Here is a 16342-nt window from a genome sequence, read left to right on the forward strand (position 1 = left end):
GTATTCGCACAGATCTTCTTTACTTTATTTAATAGTATGCACCCATCAACAACGTTTTGAACATTTGGACGGATATTGATAAGTTAATAATAATTGACCTCAACAGCCAATATTGTGCAACAGCCACGAAAAGAAAAAAGTACATCCACTAACGATGATTATAGCAGAGCCATTCCTAACGAAGAACTAACAATCGCATAATTAGATCCTTCGTTACACTCAGGATGACAGTAAAAATAACACTACTCTTCTTTCACACTTTCTCCCCCATCCTCTTTACCTTCCAAAAAACCATCCTGTAAATCGTCAATCTCTCTGCGGTCGCGCTTGGTGGGGCGGCCTGTGCCGCGGTCGCGTTTCAGCATAGGCGCGTGGAACATCGATTTAAAAGCTTGAGTTTGTTCAACCGGGGTAAGGTCTTCATAGAAAGTAACCGCGGTTTTGGCATCGGTACGGTTTTCGAGCAGACCGGTCACCTTGATCACCTTACGTTCAATCCCCTTAGATACCTGGTAAGTTTCGCCGATCTTTACTTCGTACGATGGTTTAATATTACGGCCATCCAGCTTTACACGGCCCGCTTTGCAGGCATCGGCAGCCATGGTGCGGGTTTTAAACAGGCGTATCGCCCACAGGTATTTATCAATTCTTAACTTTTCTTTTTCGGGCATGATTAAAATATACGGCTCAGAATAGCCAATCACTTATCTATTCACAAATTTATAAATTATATATTCTAATATAACCTCCTTACCGTATCACTTACCATCTTAACAGAAGATGTTTTAATATTTACAGCGTATTTATAATACATAACGTATTCACTCTTTCCATTAATTTCACCCCAACCGGTCGCTAATGCCTCGTATATTGTATCGTTTTTCATAGGCCGTATTGTATAGTGTAACCCATTACTTTCTTTTTCAAGCTCAAGGCGCTTTTTAATATTGGTATTCTCTTTATTTAAAAACGTTGTTATCCGATTAACTATTATTAACTCACTATTAACATTTGTTTCAAATTTACTTCTCCAATTTTTCCCAAATTTCTTTTCTATACGCTCATAAACATCCGAATTATGTTCTTTAACACTGTCTCTAAGAGATTGCGATACTATACAACCCGCTACACTTTTATAAGATATGCCCCACCTATTCGCAGTTATTTCTTCTGCATTTCGCAAATCGCGAGGTCCGGGTAAACCATAAGTCAATATAGTAAGCGAGGTATCCCGGCCACTTTTAGGCTTTTTACCGATATTTTCACATGCCGATAGAGAAAGCACAATCAAAGACATAACTAAAAAATAACTGATTCGCATGACTTATTATTAATATGATAAAATTAAAACTTCCTTTACAAAAACACATTATAACTTTGCAAACAAAAAGTACGAGCACACATGGCTACTGAATATGACGATTACGACGAAATAAAGGAAGATGGTAATGACGACCCAAACGAAGATGACTATGTAGAACTATATTCAACGAAGGCCATTTTTTGGTTCACCTTTTTCTTTTCTACTATTTTTGGAGGGATTTTGCTTGCCATTAATTTAAAGAATGCGGGTCAAAAAAGAGGTGCTCTTTCTGTTATACTTTTTTCCATAGGATACTTCGTTTTAACCAGGATAATCGGGGCAAACATACTACTATCGCAACAAGGCAATAAGTTATTACCTTATATAATTATTGGCACTGAATTAGTGGGCAACGTTATTGGAGGATTAATATTAGTCAAATACTATTCAGACAAGTATTTCCCTGATAAAGATTACTATCCACGTAGTATTATGGGACCGTTGCTGGTAGGTATAATTATTTACTTATTACAAACCTTTATTGCATCGCAAATTGGGTTGCAAAACTTATCCGGTTTGTAATCCTCCTACCCGAATGTAAGTTATAAACATCAACCGAAACATTTCTCCTCAAAATTCCTTTAATTTGCCAAAGTTTAAATAATACGATGCAAGACCTTAAAAAACTTATTGAAGATGCCTGGGCAGACAGGAACCTGTTAAATTATAACGAATACATTAACGCTATTGAAACCGTTATTGAGCGCCTTGATAAAGGTGAATACCGCGTTGCCGAACTAATTGGTAACCGCTGGCACACTAACGACTGGATTAAGAAAGCCGTAATACTTTATTTCCCTACCCGCAATATGGAAGAGATTAAAGTTGGCCCTTTCGTTTTCCACGATAAAATGGCGTTAAAAACCGACTATAAGAAAACCGGTGTTCGTGTAGTGCCTCATGCTGTTGCCCGTTACGGCGCGCACATCGCTAAAGGTGTTATCCTGATGCCATCTTATGTTAACATAGGCGCTTTTGTTGATGAAGGTACCATGGTTGATACCTGGGCAACTGTAGGTTCATGCGCGCAGATAGGTAAACACGTACACTTAAGCGGTGGCGTAGGTATTGGCGGCGTATTAGAGCCCGTACAGGCTTCGCCGGTTATTATTGAGGATAACTGTTTTATAGGCTCACGAGCTATTGTGGTTGAAGGTGTACATCTTGAACGCGAAGTAGTGCTTGGCGCAAACGTGGTATTAACCGCGTCAACCAAAATTATTGACGTTACGGGTTCTGCCCCTGTTGAATATAAAGGTATAGTGCCTGCACGTTCAGTAGTTATACCGGGTTCATATACTAAAAAGTTCCCTGCCGGCGAGTTCCAGGTGCCATGCGCGCTCATCATCGGTAAACGTAAAGAATCAACCGACAAAAAGACATCATTAAATGATGCCCTGCGCGAAAATAACGTAGCGGTATAAATGTTATAAGTTGTGTGTTGAAAGTTGCAGGTTTAAATATTCTGAACACACAACTCACAACTATATAAATATTATAAATGTTGTAAGTTATGTGTTGAAAGTTGCAGGTATAAATGTTCTGAACACACAACTCACAACTTACAGCACACAACTATGAGAATACTGATAAGGCTGCCCAACTGGCTCGGGGATGTGGTGATGAGCACCGCGTTCGTTACGGCGGTTAGGCAGCTTTATCCTGATGCTGTGGTTGATGTTGTCATCAAAAAAGAATTGGCCGCCCTGGCCGAACTTATCCCCGGCATCAACAAGATCCACCCTTTTTCAAAACAGGAATACAAAGGCTTAACAGGCGTATACCACTTTGGCAAAACTCTGCGTAACGAAAAGTACGATATGTACTTTAACCTGCCTCCTTCGCTTTCATCGGCGGTAATGGCTTATGCCAGCGGTGCTAAAAAGCGGGTTGGGTTTGGTAACGAAGGCGGCTTTTTCCTGCTCACCAAAGCCTGTAAACGCCCGGCAGGGGTGCATCGTGTACGCGAGTACATTGCCTTGTTAGAACAGTTCAGCGGTAAAACCATTCCGGATGAACCGGTATTACTGGAGGTGCAAAACCCGGCTAAGGATAATAACAGGGTGATCATCAACTTTAATTCCGAAGCTTCATCGCGCCGTATGCCTGTAGCCAAAGGCCGTGAGCTGCTCAACCAACTTACCGCCGCACTGCCCGGTCATTATTTTGAACTGGTTGGCGCGCCAAAGGATTCGCCTTATGTGGAGGAGCTATTGAGCGGATTAAACCATGCTGATCGACTTATTAACAGCTGCGGTAAAACCAACCTCAGCGGCCTCACCCGCCTAATGGCCGAAAGTAAGGCTATATTAACTACCGATTCCGGACCGGCGCATTTAGCTAATAGCGTGGGCTTGCCAACCGTGGTACTTTTTGGCGCGGGTAACGAGCATAATACTGCGCCTTATAATAAAGAAGATCTGTCCGTGATCCGTTACGGGCAGTTGAGCTGCGAGCCTTGTGTAAAAAACACTTGCAAGCTTTATGGCATACCCAAATGCATGGAATTGCTCAACAATCAAAAAATTATTGAAGCTTTAAGTACCTTTGCCAACCATGCTTAAAGAAGAAGTAGCGAAAGCGTTAAAAATTATTCAGGACGGAGGCATTATCCTCTACCCTACCGATACCATTTGGGGTATTGGCTGTGATGCCACCAACAGCGAAGCCGTAAAAAAGATATTCGCGCTTAAACAACGTGCCGAAGCCAAAAGCATGATCATTTTGGTAGATACCGAAAACAAACTGCAAAGCTACGTACGCGAAGTACCCGATATTGCTTACGACCTGATTGAATACGCCGAAAACCCGCTGACGCTGGTGATGCCCGGCGCTAAAAACATAGCCCCCGAGCTAATAGCCGAAGATGGAAGCGTTGGTATCCGCGTAGCTAAACACCCCTTTTGCGAGCAGTTGATACAGCGTTTACGCAAACCATTGGTATCAACATCGGCCAATATCAGCGGGCAGCCATCGCCGCAAAACTTTGGGCAAGTAGCACCCGAAATTATTGAGGGGGTTGATTATGTGGTGGATATAGACCAGCACGACCTTTCTGTAAAGAAACCTTCAACCATTATGCGCCTCGCTCCTGATGGTGGTTTTGAGTTTATCCGCCGTTAATAGCGGTATTAAAGCTTAATTGTTTAAATTTGCCGCAATTGAGCAATGCCTCCCGCGCGGAGCATAAACTACCCATGAAGGAACACCTGCAACATCATATATTTAAAGTAATATCAAAGCTTGCCGCACAGCAAAACTTGCAGGTTTTTGCTATAGGCGGTTTCGTGCGCGACCTATTTTTGAAACGCCCCTCGAAAGATATTGATATTGTGATTATTGGCAACGGTATTGAGTTTGCCGAAGCCGTAGCGCAAAAGCTCAATGTACAGGTATCGGTATTTAAAAACTTTGGTACGGCGATGCTGCGCTACCACGATCTGGAGGTAGAATTTGTAGGCGCCCGAAAGGAATCATACCGCCGCGATTCGCGCAAGCCTATTGTGGAGAACGGAACACTGGAAGACGACCAGAAACGCCGCGATTTTACCATCAACGCGCTGGCTATTTCCCTTCACCCCGATAACTTTGGCGAACTATTAGATCCCTTTAGTGGCATTATCCACCTGGAGCAAAAGCTGATAAAAACGCCGCTAAACCCGGTGGAAACTTTTTCCGACGATCCGTTGCGTATGTTGCGGGCTATACGCTTTGCCAGTCAGCTCAATTTTGTAATTGACGATGAAGCGGTAGCTGCCATTAAAAGCAATGTGGAGCGCATCAGTATTATCTCGCAGGAGCGCATTACAGATGAACTGAACAAGATCATCCTTTCGCCCCAACCATCGATAGGGTTTAATTACCTGTTTGATACCGGTTTGCTGCACAAGATATTCCCGCTAATGGCCCAGCTTTACGGCGTAGAATACCGCGACGGCAAAGGCCATAAAGATAACTTTTACCATACCCTACAGGTATTGGATAATATATGCGAAACCACCGGCGACCTTTGGTTACGCTGGGCGGCCATATTACATGATATTGCCAAGCCGCCCACCAAACGCTTTGAACCCGGCCACGGTTGGACGTTTCATGGCCACGAGGATAAAGGCGCGCGCATGGTACCCAAGATATTTGCCCAGCTAAAGCTACCACTGAACGAAAAAATGAAGTTTGTGCAAAAAATGGTACAGCTGCATTTACGCCCTATCGTACTGTCGCAATCCATCGTGACTGATTCGGCTGTGAGGCGTTTGCTTTTTGAGGCAGGTGACGATATTGAAGGACTGATGTTGTTGTGTAAAGCAGACATCACCACAAAAAACGAATATAAGGTAAAAAAATACCGGCAAAATTTTGAGCTGGTTCAGCAGAAATTAAAAGACGTTGAAGAGCGCGATAATATACGCAACTGGCAGCCCCCGGTTACCGGTACCGATATTATGGACCTGTTTGGCTTAAGGGAAGGCCGCGAAGTTGGCATTATCAAAAACCAGATACGCGAAGCCATACTGGAAGGCGAAATACCTAACTCGCGCGATGAAGCAATTGCCTTCGCTATTGAAAAAGGCACACAAATTGGCTTAAAAGTTGTTGCAAAGACCAATTGAAATAAAAACATTATTTAATTTTGATAAATATTACTAAAAATGGCAGTTTACAGGTTCAGGGTAACTTTTGAGGATTATGATGATATTGTGAGGGAAATTGATGTAAAGTCAAATCAAACCTTCCAGGATCTTCATCATGCTATACACAAATCTACAGGTTATAACCCTGAGTACCCTTCATCTTTTTATATCAGCAACGATCAATGGACCAAGGGCGATGAGATAACTTATTTACCCAACCAGCGCCGTATTGACCGTGGCATACCCCTGATGGAAAAAGTAAAGCTGAGCAGCTTTATTGATGATCCGCATCAAAAGTTTTATTACACCTTCAATTTCGATCGTCCGTTTGATTTTCATGTGGAACTGATGAAAATCCTTTTAGAGGATGCGCCCGGCGTAGTTTACCCTGCGGTAAACAAATCGGTAGGTGAAGCGCCTAAACAATTTGGTAACGTATTTAACCCAACAGTTATACCGCCAACCAGCGAAGATTTCGATTTCCTGAACCAGATGGAGTACAACCCGGAAGATACCGAAGACTTTTCGGAAGTAACTGAAACCGGTGAAGCAGTGGTTGATGAGGACGAAGATGCAGCAACTGATGATGAATTTGGCGACGAATTTTCAGATAACGAAGGTTTTGACGACGACGAAAGGCCTCACCGCGGTGGTGGCGACGATTATTAATATAATAGCTGTCGATTTCACCTCTCAACGGGCTACATTAACAGCATATTAAAATAAATAGCGATGGGTGAAAACTTATCGCTATTTGTTTGTTAATCAGTTAGTAATAGCTTAATATTACGTACCTAACCATTGTAAACCAATGTCGCAATTTAAAACGCTTGTTGTGGTAGCCGGGCCTACTGCTATTGGCAAAACCGCTGCTGCCATTCAGTTGGCCGGCCATTATAACACTGCTATCCTATCGGCCGATTCGCGACAGTTCTATAAAGAAATGTCGATTGGCACCGCCAAGCCCACAACAGATGAGTTAGCCGCGGCAAAACATTACTTTGTTGATTCTATTTCTATAAACGATACCTACAGCGTTGGCGATTTTGAAAAGCAGGCATTGGAACTATTGGATGAACTTTTTAAAACCCACGATGTGGTCATTTTGGCCGGAGGATCGGGTTTATTTGTAAAGGCCGTATGCGAGGGCTTCGATGAATTACCTGCCGTACCGCCCATCATCCGCGAAAACCTTAACCGCGAGCTGGAAGAAAAAGGCATAGAACACCTGCAACATAAACTAAAACAAGCCGACGAAGAATATTACGCAGAGGTAGACATCAACAACCCGCAAAGGCTTATCAGGGCATTGGAAGTGTATGAATACACCGGCATGCCCTTTTCGTCATACCGTAAAGGCAGCAAGAACAGTCGCCCATTTGCCATAAAAAAGATAGGCCTGAATATGCCCCGCGAGCAATTATACAACCGCATTAACCAACGGGTGGACGCTATGGTACAACAAGGCTTGATTGATGAAGCCAAAGGATTATACGAATACCGGCATTTAAACGCGTTAAACACAGTAGGCTACAGCGAACTCTTTGATTACTTTGATGGCAAAAGCACATTAGAGCATGCCATTGCACTGATAAAGCAAAACACCCGCCGCTTTGCCAAACGCCAGCTTACCTGGTTCAGGCGCGACAGTGATATTAAATGGGTAGAAGCAGGCAGCAGTACCCTACTGCCTGATATGCTTGCGGCCATCGAGGCGCAATAACTGATATTCTACCTTAGATAGCACTATTTTAAATTGCAAGTTGCCTGTTCATTTTATGCACGAAATGGCCTTTAATCATTGTTTTTGATTTTTAAGTTGCTATTTTTAGCAACTTACAGGGGAGGACAAAAATTTGAAAAAAGTTGCATTAATAACAGGCATTACCGGCCAGGACGGCGCATATTTGACCGAACTGCTGCTTTCAAAAGGATATGATGTACACGGTGTAAAACGCCGCAGTTCATTATTCAATACCGACAGGATCGATCACCTTTATCAGGACCCGCATCAGCAAGATCGTAACCTGATCTTACACTACGGTGACCTGAGCGATTCTACCAACCTCATCCGTATTATACAACAGGTACAGCCGGACGAGATCTATAACTTGGGCGCTATGTCGCACGTTAAGGTGAGTTTTGATACACCCGAATATACTGCCAATGCCGATGGTATAGGCACACTCCGCATACTAGAAGCCATCCGCATATTGGGGCTTACCAAAAAAACCAAGATCTACCAGGCATCCACATCAGAACTTTATGGTTTGGTGCAGGCCGTTCCGCAATCAGAAACTACGCCTTTTTACCCGCGTTCACCTTACGCGGTGGCCAAGCTCTACGCCTATTGGATTACCGTAAACTATCGCGAAGCTTATGGAATGTATGCCTGCAACGGTATTTTGTTTAACCACGAAAGCCCCCTGCGCGGCGAAACCTTTGTTACCCGCAAAATTACCCGTGGCGTAGCAAAAATAGCCATGGGTTTACAGGATAAACTATATTTAGGTAACCTCGACGCCCAACGCGACTGGGGCCACGCCAAAGATTATGTAGAAGCTATGTACCTGATATTGCAACAGGAAACACCCGAAGATTTTGTAATTGCCACAGGCGTTACCACCCGCGTGCGCGAGTTTGTGCGCAAGGCTTTCGCCGAAACAGGCATCACTGTTGAGTTTAAAGGCGAAGGTGACAGCGAAAAAGGTTATGTGGTAAGTTGCAGTGACCCGGCTTACCAGGTAGCTGTGGGTACGGAGGTTGTAGCTGTGGATCCTAAGTATTTCCGCCCTACGGAGGTTGACCTGCTTATTGGCGATCCATCAAAGTGTCAGCAAAAGCTGAACTGGAAACCAAAATATGATCTTAACGGTTTAGTAAAAGAAATGGTAGCGGCCGATCTGGAATTGTTTGCAAGAGAGAAATTGCTGAAAGATTCGGGCTACGAAATTAAAAACCAGTACGAATAAGCGCTAATGGATAAAAACGCCAAAATATACATTGCAGGCCATCGCGGCATGGTGGGTTCGGCCATACACCGCAAACTGCAAAACGAGGGCTTTACTAATTTTGTAACCCGCACTTCCGACCAGATAGACCTGCGCGATCAGCAACAGGTAAAAGACTTTTTTGAACTGGAAAAACCCGATTACGTTTTTTTGGCGGCAGCCAAAGTAGGAGGCATTGTGGCCAATAATACCTATCGTGCCGAGTTTTTGTATGATAACTTACAGATCCAGAACAACGTTATTCATAACGCTTATTTAAACGGCGTTAAAAAGCTGATGTTCCTGGGGTCAAGCTGTATCTATCCTAAATTGGCGCCGCAGCCTTTAAAGGAAGACTATTTATTGACCGGTCCGCTGGAGCCCACTAATGAACCTTATGCCATAGCCAAAATAGCGGGTATAAAAATGTGCGACGCGTACCGCGATCAGTATGGCTGCAACTTTATATCGGTAATGCCTACCAACCTGTACGGGTATAATGATAATTACCATCCGCAAAATTCGCACGTGCTGCCGGCGTTGATCCGCAGGTTTCATGAGGCGAAGGAGCAAAATTTGCCCGAAGTGGTGATTTGGGGTTCGGGCTCCCCGAAGCGCGAGTTCTTATTTGCCGATGATTTGGCCGAGGCTTGTTTTTATTTAATGCAAAACTATAATGAGCCCGGACTCGTAAACATAGGTACAGGCGAAGATATATCTATTAAAGACCTGGCGCTGCTGGTAAAAAACATTACCGGTTTTGAGGGTGGTATTACTTTTGATACTACAAAACCCGATGGCACGCCGCGTAAGCTAATGGATGTAACCAAGCTGCACAACCAGGGATGGAAGCATAAGATTGAACTTGAAGAGGGTATTGCACTGGCCTACAGCGATTTTTTAAACAAATACATTAACGCCTGAAATTGATACTTAACCCTATTAATTTCAGTATAATTACCCAATAAAGAACAATACATATATGAAAACCATAATAATTACCGGTGGAGCCGGTTTTATAGGCTCGCACGTAGTAAGGCGCTTTGTACAAAACCATCCCGATTATAAAATAATCAATGTTGATGCCTTAACTTATGCCGGTAATTTGGAGAATCTTAAAGATATCGAGAACGAGCCGAACTATGTTTTTGAGCGTGCCGATATTCAGGATACCGAAAAAATCAACAGCCTGTTTGAAACCTATAACGTAACCGATGTGGTGCATTTAGCGGCAGAATCGCACGTGGATCGCTCTATCACCAATCCGCTCGATTTTGTTTATACCAACGTTATCGGTACGGTTAGTTTACTGGAGGCTGCTAAAAAATACTGGAAGGATGATTATTCCAATCACCTCTTCTACCATATTTCTACCGATGAGGTATACGGCTCGTTAGGTACCGAGGGTTTCTTTACCGAAACCACCAAGTACGATCCGCATTCACCATACAGCGCCAGCAAGGCATCTTCAGATCACTTTGTACGTGCCTATCATGATACTTACGGTATCCCGATTGTAGTATCAAACTGCTCGAACAATTACGGCCCTAATCACTTCCCCGAAAAGTTGATACCGCTGCTGATCAATAACATTATTAATAACAAACCACTGCCTGTATATGGCAATGGCATGAACGTGCGCGACTGGCTTTATGTTAAAGACCATGCCCGTGCTATCGAACTGATATTTCATGAAGGTAATGTAGGCGATACCTACAACATTGGCGGCTTTAACGAGTGGGCCAATATCGACCTGGTACGTGTGCTGTGCAGGCAAATGGATGCCAAACTTGGCCGTGAGCCGGGCACGAATGAGCAGTTGATCACTTTTGTAAAAGATCGCCCGGGCCATGATGCCCGCTACGCTATAGATGCTACCAAGCTGAATAAAGAACTGGGCTGGTCGCCATCGGTAACCTTTGAGGAGGGCCTGGCCGAAACCATTGACTGGTACCTGGCAAACAAAGCATGGATTGAACATGTTACCAGTGGGGCTTATGCCGCTTATTACGAAACCCAATACGATAAACGCTAAATGAATATTGAACTTACCCCGCTTGAGGGTTGCTTATTACTGAAACCGAATATTTTTACTGACAAACGCGGTTACTTTTTTGAGAGCTTTAACCAAAAGTCTTTCAATGACGCAACCGGTATTGAAACTCAATTTATACAAGACAACCAATCTTTTTCAACCAAAGGCACATTGCGCGGCCTGCATTTTCAAAAAGGCGAACATGCACAGGCCAAACTGGTACGCGTTATAAAAGGCGAAGTACTTGATGTAGCAGTTGATCTGAGGCCGGGTTCGGCTACGTATGGGCAGTATTATAAAACATTACTATCCGAAGAAAACAACCTGCAACTGTTTATCCCCCGTGGGTTTGGGCATGGGTTTGTGGTATTGAGCGATACCGCTATTTTCTTTTACAAATGCGATAATTACTATAACAAGGCATCAGAAGGTGGCATACATTATGCCGACCCGGTATTAAATATCGACTGGACCTTACCTAAAGACGAGCTGATCGTATCGGCTAAAGACCAGGTATTGCCATTTTTTGAAACGCTTGAAGCATAATCTATCTGCATGAAAAACATTGTCATTTTTGGAGGATCGGGTCAGTTGGGCAGCTGTTTTAAACAAGTGGCCGAAAATGAGGGTATCACTACCATGCATTTCTTGTCTTCTGCCGAAGGCGATATTGCCGACGTAGAAAGCTTGAAGAGTGCATTCCAAAAATACGAACCGGCTTATATTATCAATTGCGCGGCTTATACCGCCGTTGATAAGGCTGAAGATGAAACCGAACTTGCAGCAAAGATAAATACAACAGGCGTCGAAAATCTGGCTAAACTTGCTGCTGAATATGGTTCAACGCTGATCCATATTTCTACCGATTTTGTTTTTGAAGGTAATAGTCCGCTGCCGCTTAAGGAAGATGACGAAACCAAACCCGTCAACGTTTACGGGCAAACCAAGCTTGATGGCGAGAAGGCCATACAGGCTAATACCGATAAATATTTTATTCTGCGTACCAGCTGGTTGTACTCAGAGTATGGTAACAACTTCGCCAAAACCATGCTGAAACTGGGCAGTGAGCGCGATGAGTTAAAGATAATTGCCGACCAGGTAGGCACACCTACTTATGCTATCGATCTGGCATTTACGGTGGTGCAGCTTATTCTTACCGAAAGTACCGCTTACGGCATATACCATTACAGTAACGAGGGTGTAGCATCATGGTATGATTTTGCCAAGGCTATCTTCACACTGGCAGAAACTCCGGTTAAAACCTTGCCCATCCCTACCAGCGAATATAAAACCAAGGCTACCCGCCCGGCATATTCGGTAATGGATAAGAGCAAGATAAAGGCGGCATTAGGTATAGAAATACCTTACTGGCGCGATAGTCTGCATATTTGCATCAACAGGTTATTAAATAATTAAGCATAAATACAACAACCCAAGCATCACAATCGTAAAACACCCTATATGAAAGGTATCATTTTAGCAGGCGGATCAGGAACAAGGCTTTATCCCATCACCAAAGCCATTAGTAAGCAGTTAATGCCTATTTACGATAAGCCGATGATCTATTATCCGCTGTCGGTTTTAATGCAGGCCGATATCCGCGAGATACTGATCATTACTACCCCCGAAGATAACGAAGGTTTTAAACGCCTGCTGGGTGACGGTCATGAACTGGGCTGCCGCTTTGAATATGCCATACAGGAAAAACCAAACGGACTGGCCCAAGCCTTTGTAATTGGCGAAAGTTTTATTGGCGATGATAAAGCCGCCCTTATTTTGGGTGATAACATATTTTACGGTACAGGTTTCAGCGAGCTGATCCGCAGCTTTAACGATGTGGACGGCGCGGCGATATTCGCTTACCCGGTTGCCGATCCGGAACGCTACGGTGTGGTTGAATTTGATGAACATTTCACAGCGCTTTCTATCGAAGAAAAGCCCTTGAAACCAAAATCGAACTACGCGGTACCGGGCTTATATTTTTACGATAATACCGTTGTAGAAATAGCCAAGAACCTGGAACCATCGCCACGCGGCGAATACGAAATTACTGACGTAAACAAAGCTTACTTAGAGCAGGGCACTCTTCACGTTGGCGTAATGGACCGCGGTACAGCATGGTTGGATACCGGTACGTTCGACTCGTTGAGCGATGCATCAGAATATGTACGCGTAATTGAAAAACGTCAGGATACCAAAATAGGTTGCATCGAAGAGATTGCCTACCTGCGTGGTTTCATCAACAAAGATCAACTGGCCGAACTGGCCAACCGCTACATAAAAAGCGGCTATGGCAGGTATTTGCAAAAGTTGCTGAATAAGTAAAAAGTTATAAATAAAAAAGCACGTCATTGCGAGGCACGAAGCAATCTCTTACTATACAGAGCGACTCTATAATTTGGGGGTTGCTTCGTTCTTCGCAATGATGCGTTTCGTTTCGTCCTATCACCCGCCCTCCCTATAAAACCGCCAATGTTTATGCCGGTTCGTTAAAACATTTTCTTTATCTTAGACCATATCATTGTAACACAATTGATAAACCGAAGATCTGCCTAAGTTTTAACAGCCTAATAAATGCCTGCATCACGAATTTTTACAGTAGCTATTTGTCTGCTTTTATTTTTTACGGGCATTACCGCGTTTGTAAAAAAAGCTGATGAACCGCTGGATAAAATTTCGGCCTCACTTAGCAACTGGACCACTACCCTACCGCAGGAAAAAGTATACCTCCATACTGATAAACCCTATTACGCGCTTGGCGATACCATTTGGTTTAAAGCTTATGTAACCGTAGGCAGCCGTCACCAGTTATCTGCATTAAGCGGTGCCCTATATGCCGAACTCATCAATGAAAAAGATTCGGTAGAACGAACATTGAAGCTCCCCGTGTTGGCAGGTATGGCCAAAGGTGACTTCATTATAAGCGATACATTGAGCGAGGGAAATTATCGCATAAGAGCTTACACCCAATGGATGCGCAATGCCGGTGAAGAATTCTTTTTTGATAAAACCTTTACTGTAGGCAACGCCATTGATAACGAAGTAAGCGCCAAAGCTGATTTTAAATACCAAACAATTGATAATAATCTTGTTGTAACCACTATACTATGCTATACCGATTCAAGCGGACAACCTGTTGCTGACAAGGAGGTAGAGTATACCGTAATCAATAACCAAAAAGTATTGGAAAGGCGCAAGGCAAAAACCGACGCCAACGGCACTATAAGTATAAATACCGTAAACAACGAAAAGAGCAGCCTGAAGGGTGCACACGTTTTGGCAAGCATAATAACCTCCGCTAATAAAAAGTTAAGCAAAACCTTTACTATTAAAGTGGCTTCATCGCAAAGCGATGTGCAGTTTTTTGCGGAGGGCGGTGATATGGTGACAAATATTAATTCGCGGGTGGCATTTAAGGCTACGGGGATTGATGGCCTGGGTGTACCTATTAAAGGGAGTGTTGTGGATAACGATGGTAAGGAGATCACCACTTTTGAAAGCCTGCATGCAGGAATGGGCAGCTTTAACCTTAAACCATTATCAGGTAAAAGCTATACAGCCAAAGTTGCCTTTCCCAATGGTTCGTTAAGCAGCATCAATCTGCCGAAAGCTAAAGAAAGTGGTTATGTGTTGGCAGTTTATAATTCTGGAGTTGATTCTTTATTGGTACGAATAAATGCCTCGCAAACCTTACTGCAAACGCCGCAGGCGGTTAACCTTGTAGTGCAAACAGGCGGCGAAATGCTGTATGCATCACAAATAAAAATAAGCAGACCGGCAACTTCGGTATGGATAGCTAAAAAAGATTTTCCTACCGGGATAGCACAATTCACCTTGTTCAATACAACCGGAGAACCCATAAATGAACGGATAGCTTTCATTCGTACTAAAGACCGGATGGAACTTAAGATTAACACTGCTAAGGCTGCCTATGCAAGTCGCGATAAAGTGGAGATGGAATTGAGTGCCGCGGATAAAAACGGGCAGCCTGTAATTGGTAGCTTTTCAGTATCGGTAATTGATGAAACCAAAGTACCGGTTAACGAAGCCGCAGAAACCACCATACTCTCAAGCCTGCTTTTATCTGCCGATATTAAAGGGTATATAGAACAGCCCAATTATTATTTCACCAATGAAAGCGATGAGGTAAACAAAGCACTGGACAACCTGATGCTTACGCAAGGATACAGGCGTTTTACATGGAAAGCCTTATTGGCAGCAGGGCCGGTAAAACCGCTGTATAAGGCGGAGAAAGTGAGCAGCGATATATCGGGCCGTTTATTAACGCTTACCAAAAAGCCGGTAGTTAAAGGGAAGGTCACCCTGCTATCCTTAAAAACAGGTATAGTAACCGATACTACTACCGATGCCGATGGCTACTTTAATTTTGATAAACTGGTACTAACCGATAGCATTAAATTTACGGTACAAGGTCGCGGAGCGAAAAACAGTTCGCTGGTGCAAATACTGATGGATAAAGTACCCGGACAATCCATCAATGCCAACCCCAACATTGCCGATATAAATACCGACATCAGCGGCAGCAGCAAAACTTACTTGGCCAGTAACAAAAAACAAATTGAGGTGCTGGAAAAACTGGGGAAGTTAAACAGGGTGCAGCAATTGCAGGGTGTAAGCATAAGGGCTAAGCAGGTAAATAAATCAACTTTACGCGGAATACTTTCAGTACCCGATGCTAATGCAGATCATGTTTTTGTTTTAGAAAAAGCTGAAGCATGCGCCAATTTGGGAACGTGCCTGCAAGGTCGTTTAGCCGGGGTTATGATGATGCCTCGCGCAGGTTCTAACTTCTACCCCCATTTTTATGACTCAAAGGGCATGAAATACGTGCCCATGCAAGTAATTGTTGATGGGCGCAACGTCGACTCTACAGAAGTAGCAGATATTATGGATAATAATGGGATTGAACCGGTGAACGTAATAAAGGTACTGGTTGTACGAACCAGCGTGATGACATCAGTTTTAGGCTTTCCTTCAATAGTTATCATTACCAAGGGCAACAATATCCGTAACCCTCATCACCCGGAATTAGCGCAGATCAGTCCGCGTGGATTTAGCCGTGCGCGTGAGTTTTATATCCCAAAATACAATCACCCTAAAACGGTTACGGAGCTCCCCGACCTGCGATCAACCATTTACTGGAATCCCGAAGTAAAAACCGGCGCCGATGGCAAAGCTAAGTTCAGCTTTTTTAATGCTGATGACCCCGGAAACTACAAAGTAATAATAGAAGGCATCAACGCCGCAGGCGAACTGGGCAGACAGGTTTACCGTTATAAGGTAGAATAAATCTTACCCTTCG

At 43.6% G+C, this 16342-nt stretch carries 16 protein-coding genes; 14 read left to right on the top strand and 2 right to left on the bottom strand.

Annotated features, from left to right (window positions below):
• Window positions 1–242: 242 nt before the first annotated feature.
• Complete coding sequence (locus ABD894_RS21705; RefSeq protein ID WP_345213181.1) at window positions 243–671, bottom strand: RNA-binding S4 domain-containing protein; 429 nt, start codon at window positions 669–671, stop codon at window positions 243–245.
• A 65-nt stretch (window positions 672–736) separates the two neighbouring features.
• Entirely contained in the window at window positions 737–1321 is a 585-nt protein-coding gene (locus ABD894_RS21710) for an FEKKY domain-containing protein (RefSeq protein ID WP_345213182.1), read from the bottom strand.
• A gap of 81 nt (window positions 1322–1402) precedes the next feature.
• Here ABD894_RS21710 and ABD894_RS21715 point away from each other — a divergent pair, with 81 nt between their 5' ends.
• The 14 genes from ABD894_RS21715 (at window position 1403) to ABD894_RS21780 (ending at window position 16329) form a co-directional block, all read left to right on the top strand.
• On the top strand, window positions 1403–1885 hold the full coding sequence (locus ABD894_RS21715; protein WP_345213183.1) for a hypothetical protein: 483 nt from the start codon (window positions 1403–1405) through the stop codon (window positions 1883–1885).
• Window positions 1886–1971: 86 nt separating this feature from the next.
• Window positions 1972–2787, top strand: a complete 816-nt coding sequence (locus tag ABD894_RS21720; RefSeq protein ID WP_345213184.1) for a 2,3,4,5-tetrahydropyridine-2,6-dicarboxylate N-succinyltransferase — start codon at window positions 1972–1974, stop codon at window positions 2785–2787.
• 153 nt (window positions 2788–2940) lie between these two features.
• Window positions 2941–3927, top strand: a complete 987-nt coding sequence (locus tag ABD894_RS21725; RefSeq protein ID WP_345213185.1) for a glycosyltransferase family 9 protein — start codon at window positions 2941–2943, stop codon at window positions 3925–3927.
• The gene (locus ABD894_RS21730) at window positions 3920–4486 is read left to right on the top strand and encodes an L-threonylcarbamoyladenylate synthase (RefSeq protein ID WP_345213186.1); all 567 of its coding nucleotides are present in this window, start codon (window positions 3920–3922) and stop codon (window positions 4484–4486) included. The genes ABD894_RS21725 and ABD894_RS21730 overlap by 8 nt, the downstream gene beginning before the upstream one ends.
• 74 nt (window positions 4487–4560) lie before the next feature.
• Window positions 4561–5973, top strand: a complete 1413-nt coding sequence (locus ABD894_RS21735) for a CCA tRNA nucleotidyltransferase (RefSeq protein ID WP_345213310.1) — start codon at window positions 4561–4563, stop codon at window positions 5971–5973.
• A 39-nt stretch (window positions 5974–6012) separates the two neighbouring features.
• Window positions 6013–6663, top strand: coding sequence for an IS1096 element passenger TnpR family protein (locus ABD894_RS21740; protein WP_345213187.1), 651 nt, complete (start codon window positions 6013–6015; stop codon window positions 6661–6663).
• Between the two features lie 142 nt (window positions 6664–6805).
• A complete protein-coding gene (miaA, locus tag ABD894_RS21745; RefSeq protein WP_345213188.1) occupies window positions 6806–7717 on the top strand; it encodes a tRNA (adenosine(37)-N6)-dimethylallyltransferase MiaA in 912 nt (303 codons plus the stop codon).
• A gap of 133 nt (window positions 7718–7850) precedes the next feature.
• Entirely contained in the window at window positions 7851–8966 is a 1116-nt protein-coding gene (gene gmd / locus ABD894_RS21750) for a GDP-mannose 4,6-dehydratase (RefSeq protein WP_345213189.1), read from the top strand.
• Window positions 8967–8972: 6 nt separating this feature from the next.
• Window positions 8973–9908 carry a GDP-L-fucose synthase gene (gene fcl, locus ABD894_RS21755; protein ID WP_345213190.1) on the top strand — a complete coding sequence of 312 codons (936 nt, stop codon included), beginning with the start codon at window positions 8973–8975 and terminating at the stop codon, window positions 9906–9908.
• A 58-nt stretch (window positions 9909–9966) separates the two neighbouring features.
• Window positions 9967–11019, top strand: a complete 1053-nt coding sequence (gene rfbB / locus ABD894_RS21760; protein ID WP_345213191.1) for a dTDP-glucose 4,6-dehydratase — start codon at window positions 9967–9969, stop codon at window positions 11017–11019.
• On the top strand, window positions 11020–11565 hold the full coding sequence (gene rfbC, locus ABD894_RS21765) for a dTDP-4-dehydrorhamnose 3,5-epimerase (protein WP_345213192.1): 546 nt from the start codon (window positions 11020–11022) through the stop codon (window positions 11563–11565). It abuts the gene before it with no gap.
• A gap of 9 nt (window positions 11566–11574) precedes the next feature.
• Window positions 11575–12435 carry a dTDP-4-dehydrorhamnose reductase gene (rfbD, locus tag ABD894_RS21770; RefSeq protein WP_345213193.1) on the top strand — a complete coding sequence of 287 codons (861 nt, stop codon included), beginning with the start codon at window positions 11575–11577 and terminating at the stop codon, window positions 12433–12435.
• Window positions 12436–12480: 45 nt separating this feature from the next.
• The gene (rfbA, locus tag ABD894_RS21775; RefSeq protein WP_345213194.1) at window positions 12481–13344 is read left to right on the top strand and encodes a glucose-1-phosphate thymidylyltransferase RfbA; all 864 of its coding nucleotides are present in this window, start codon (window positions 12481–12483) and stop codon (window positions 13342–13344) included.
• Window positions 13345–13593: 249 nt separating this feature from the next.
• Window positions 13594–16329 carry a TonB-dependent receptor gene (locus ABD894_RS21780; protein WP_345213195.1) on the top strand — a complete coding sequence of 912 codons (2736 nt, stop codon included), beginning with the start codon at window positions 13594–13596 and terminating at the stop codon, window positions 16327–16329.
• Window positions 16330–16342: the final 13 nt, after the last annotated feature.

Source organism: Mucilaginibacter gynuensis (genome assembly GCF_039541195.1).
GTDB classification, from domain to species: Bacteria; Bacteroidota; Bacteroidia; order Sphingobacteriales; family Sphingobacteriaceae; genus Mucilaginibacter; species Mucilaginibacter gynuensis.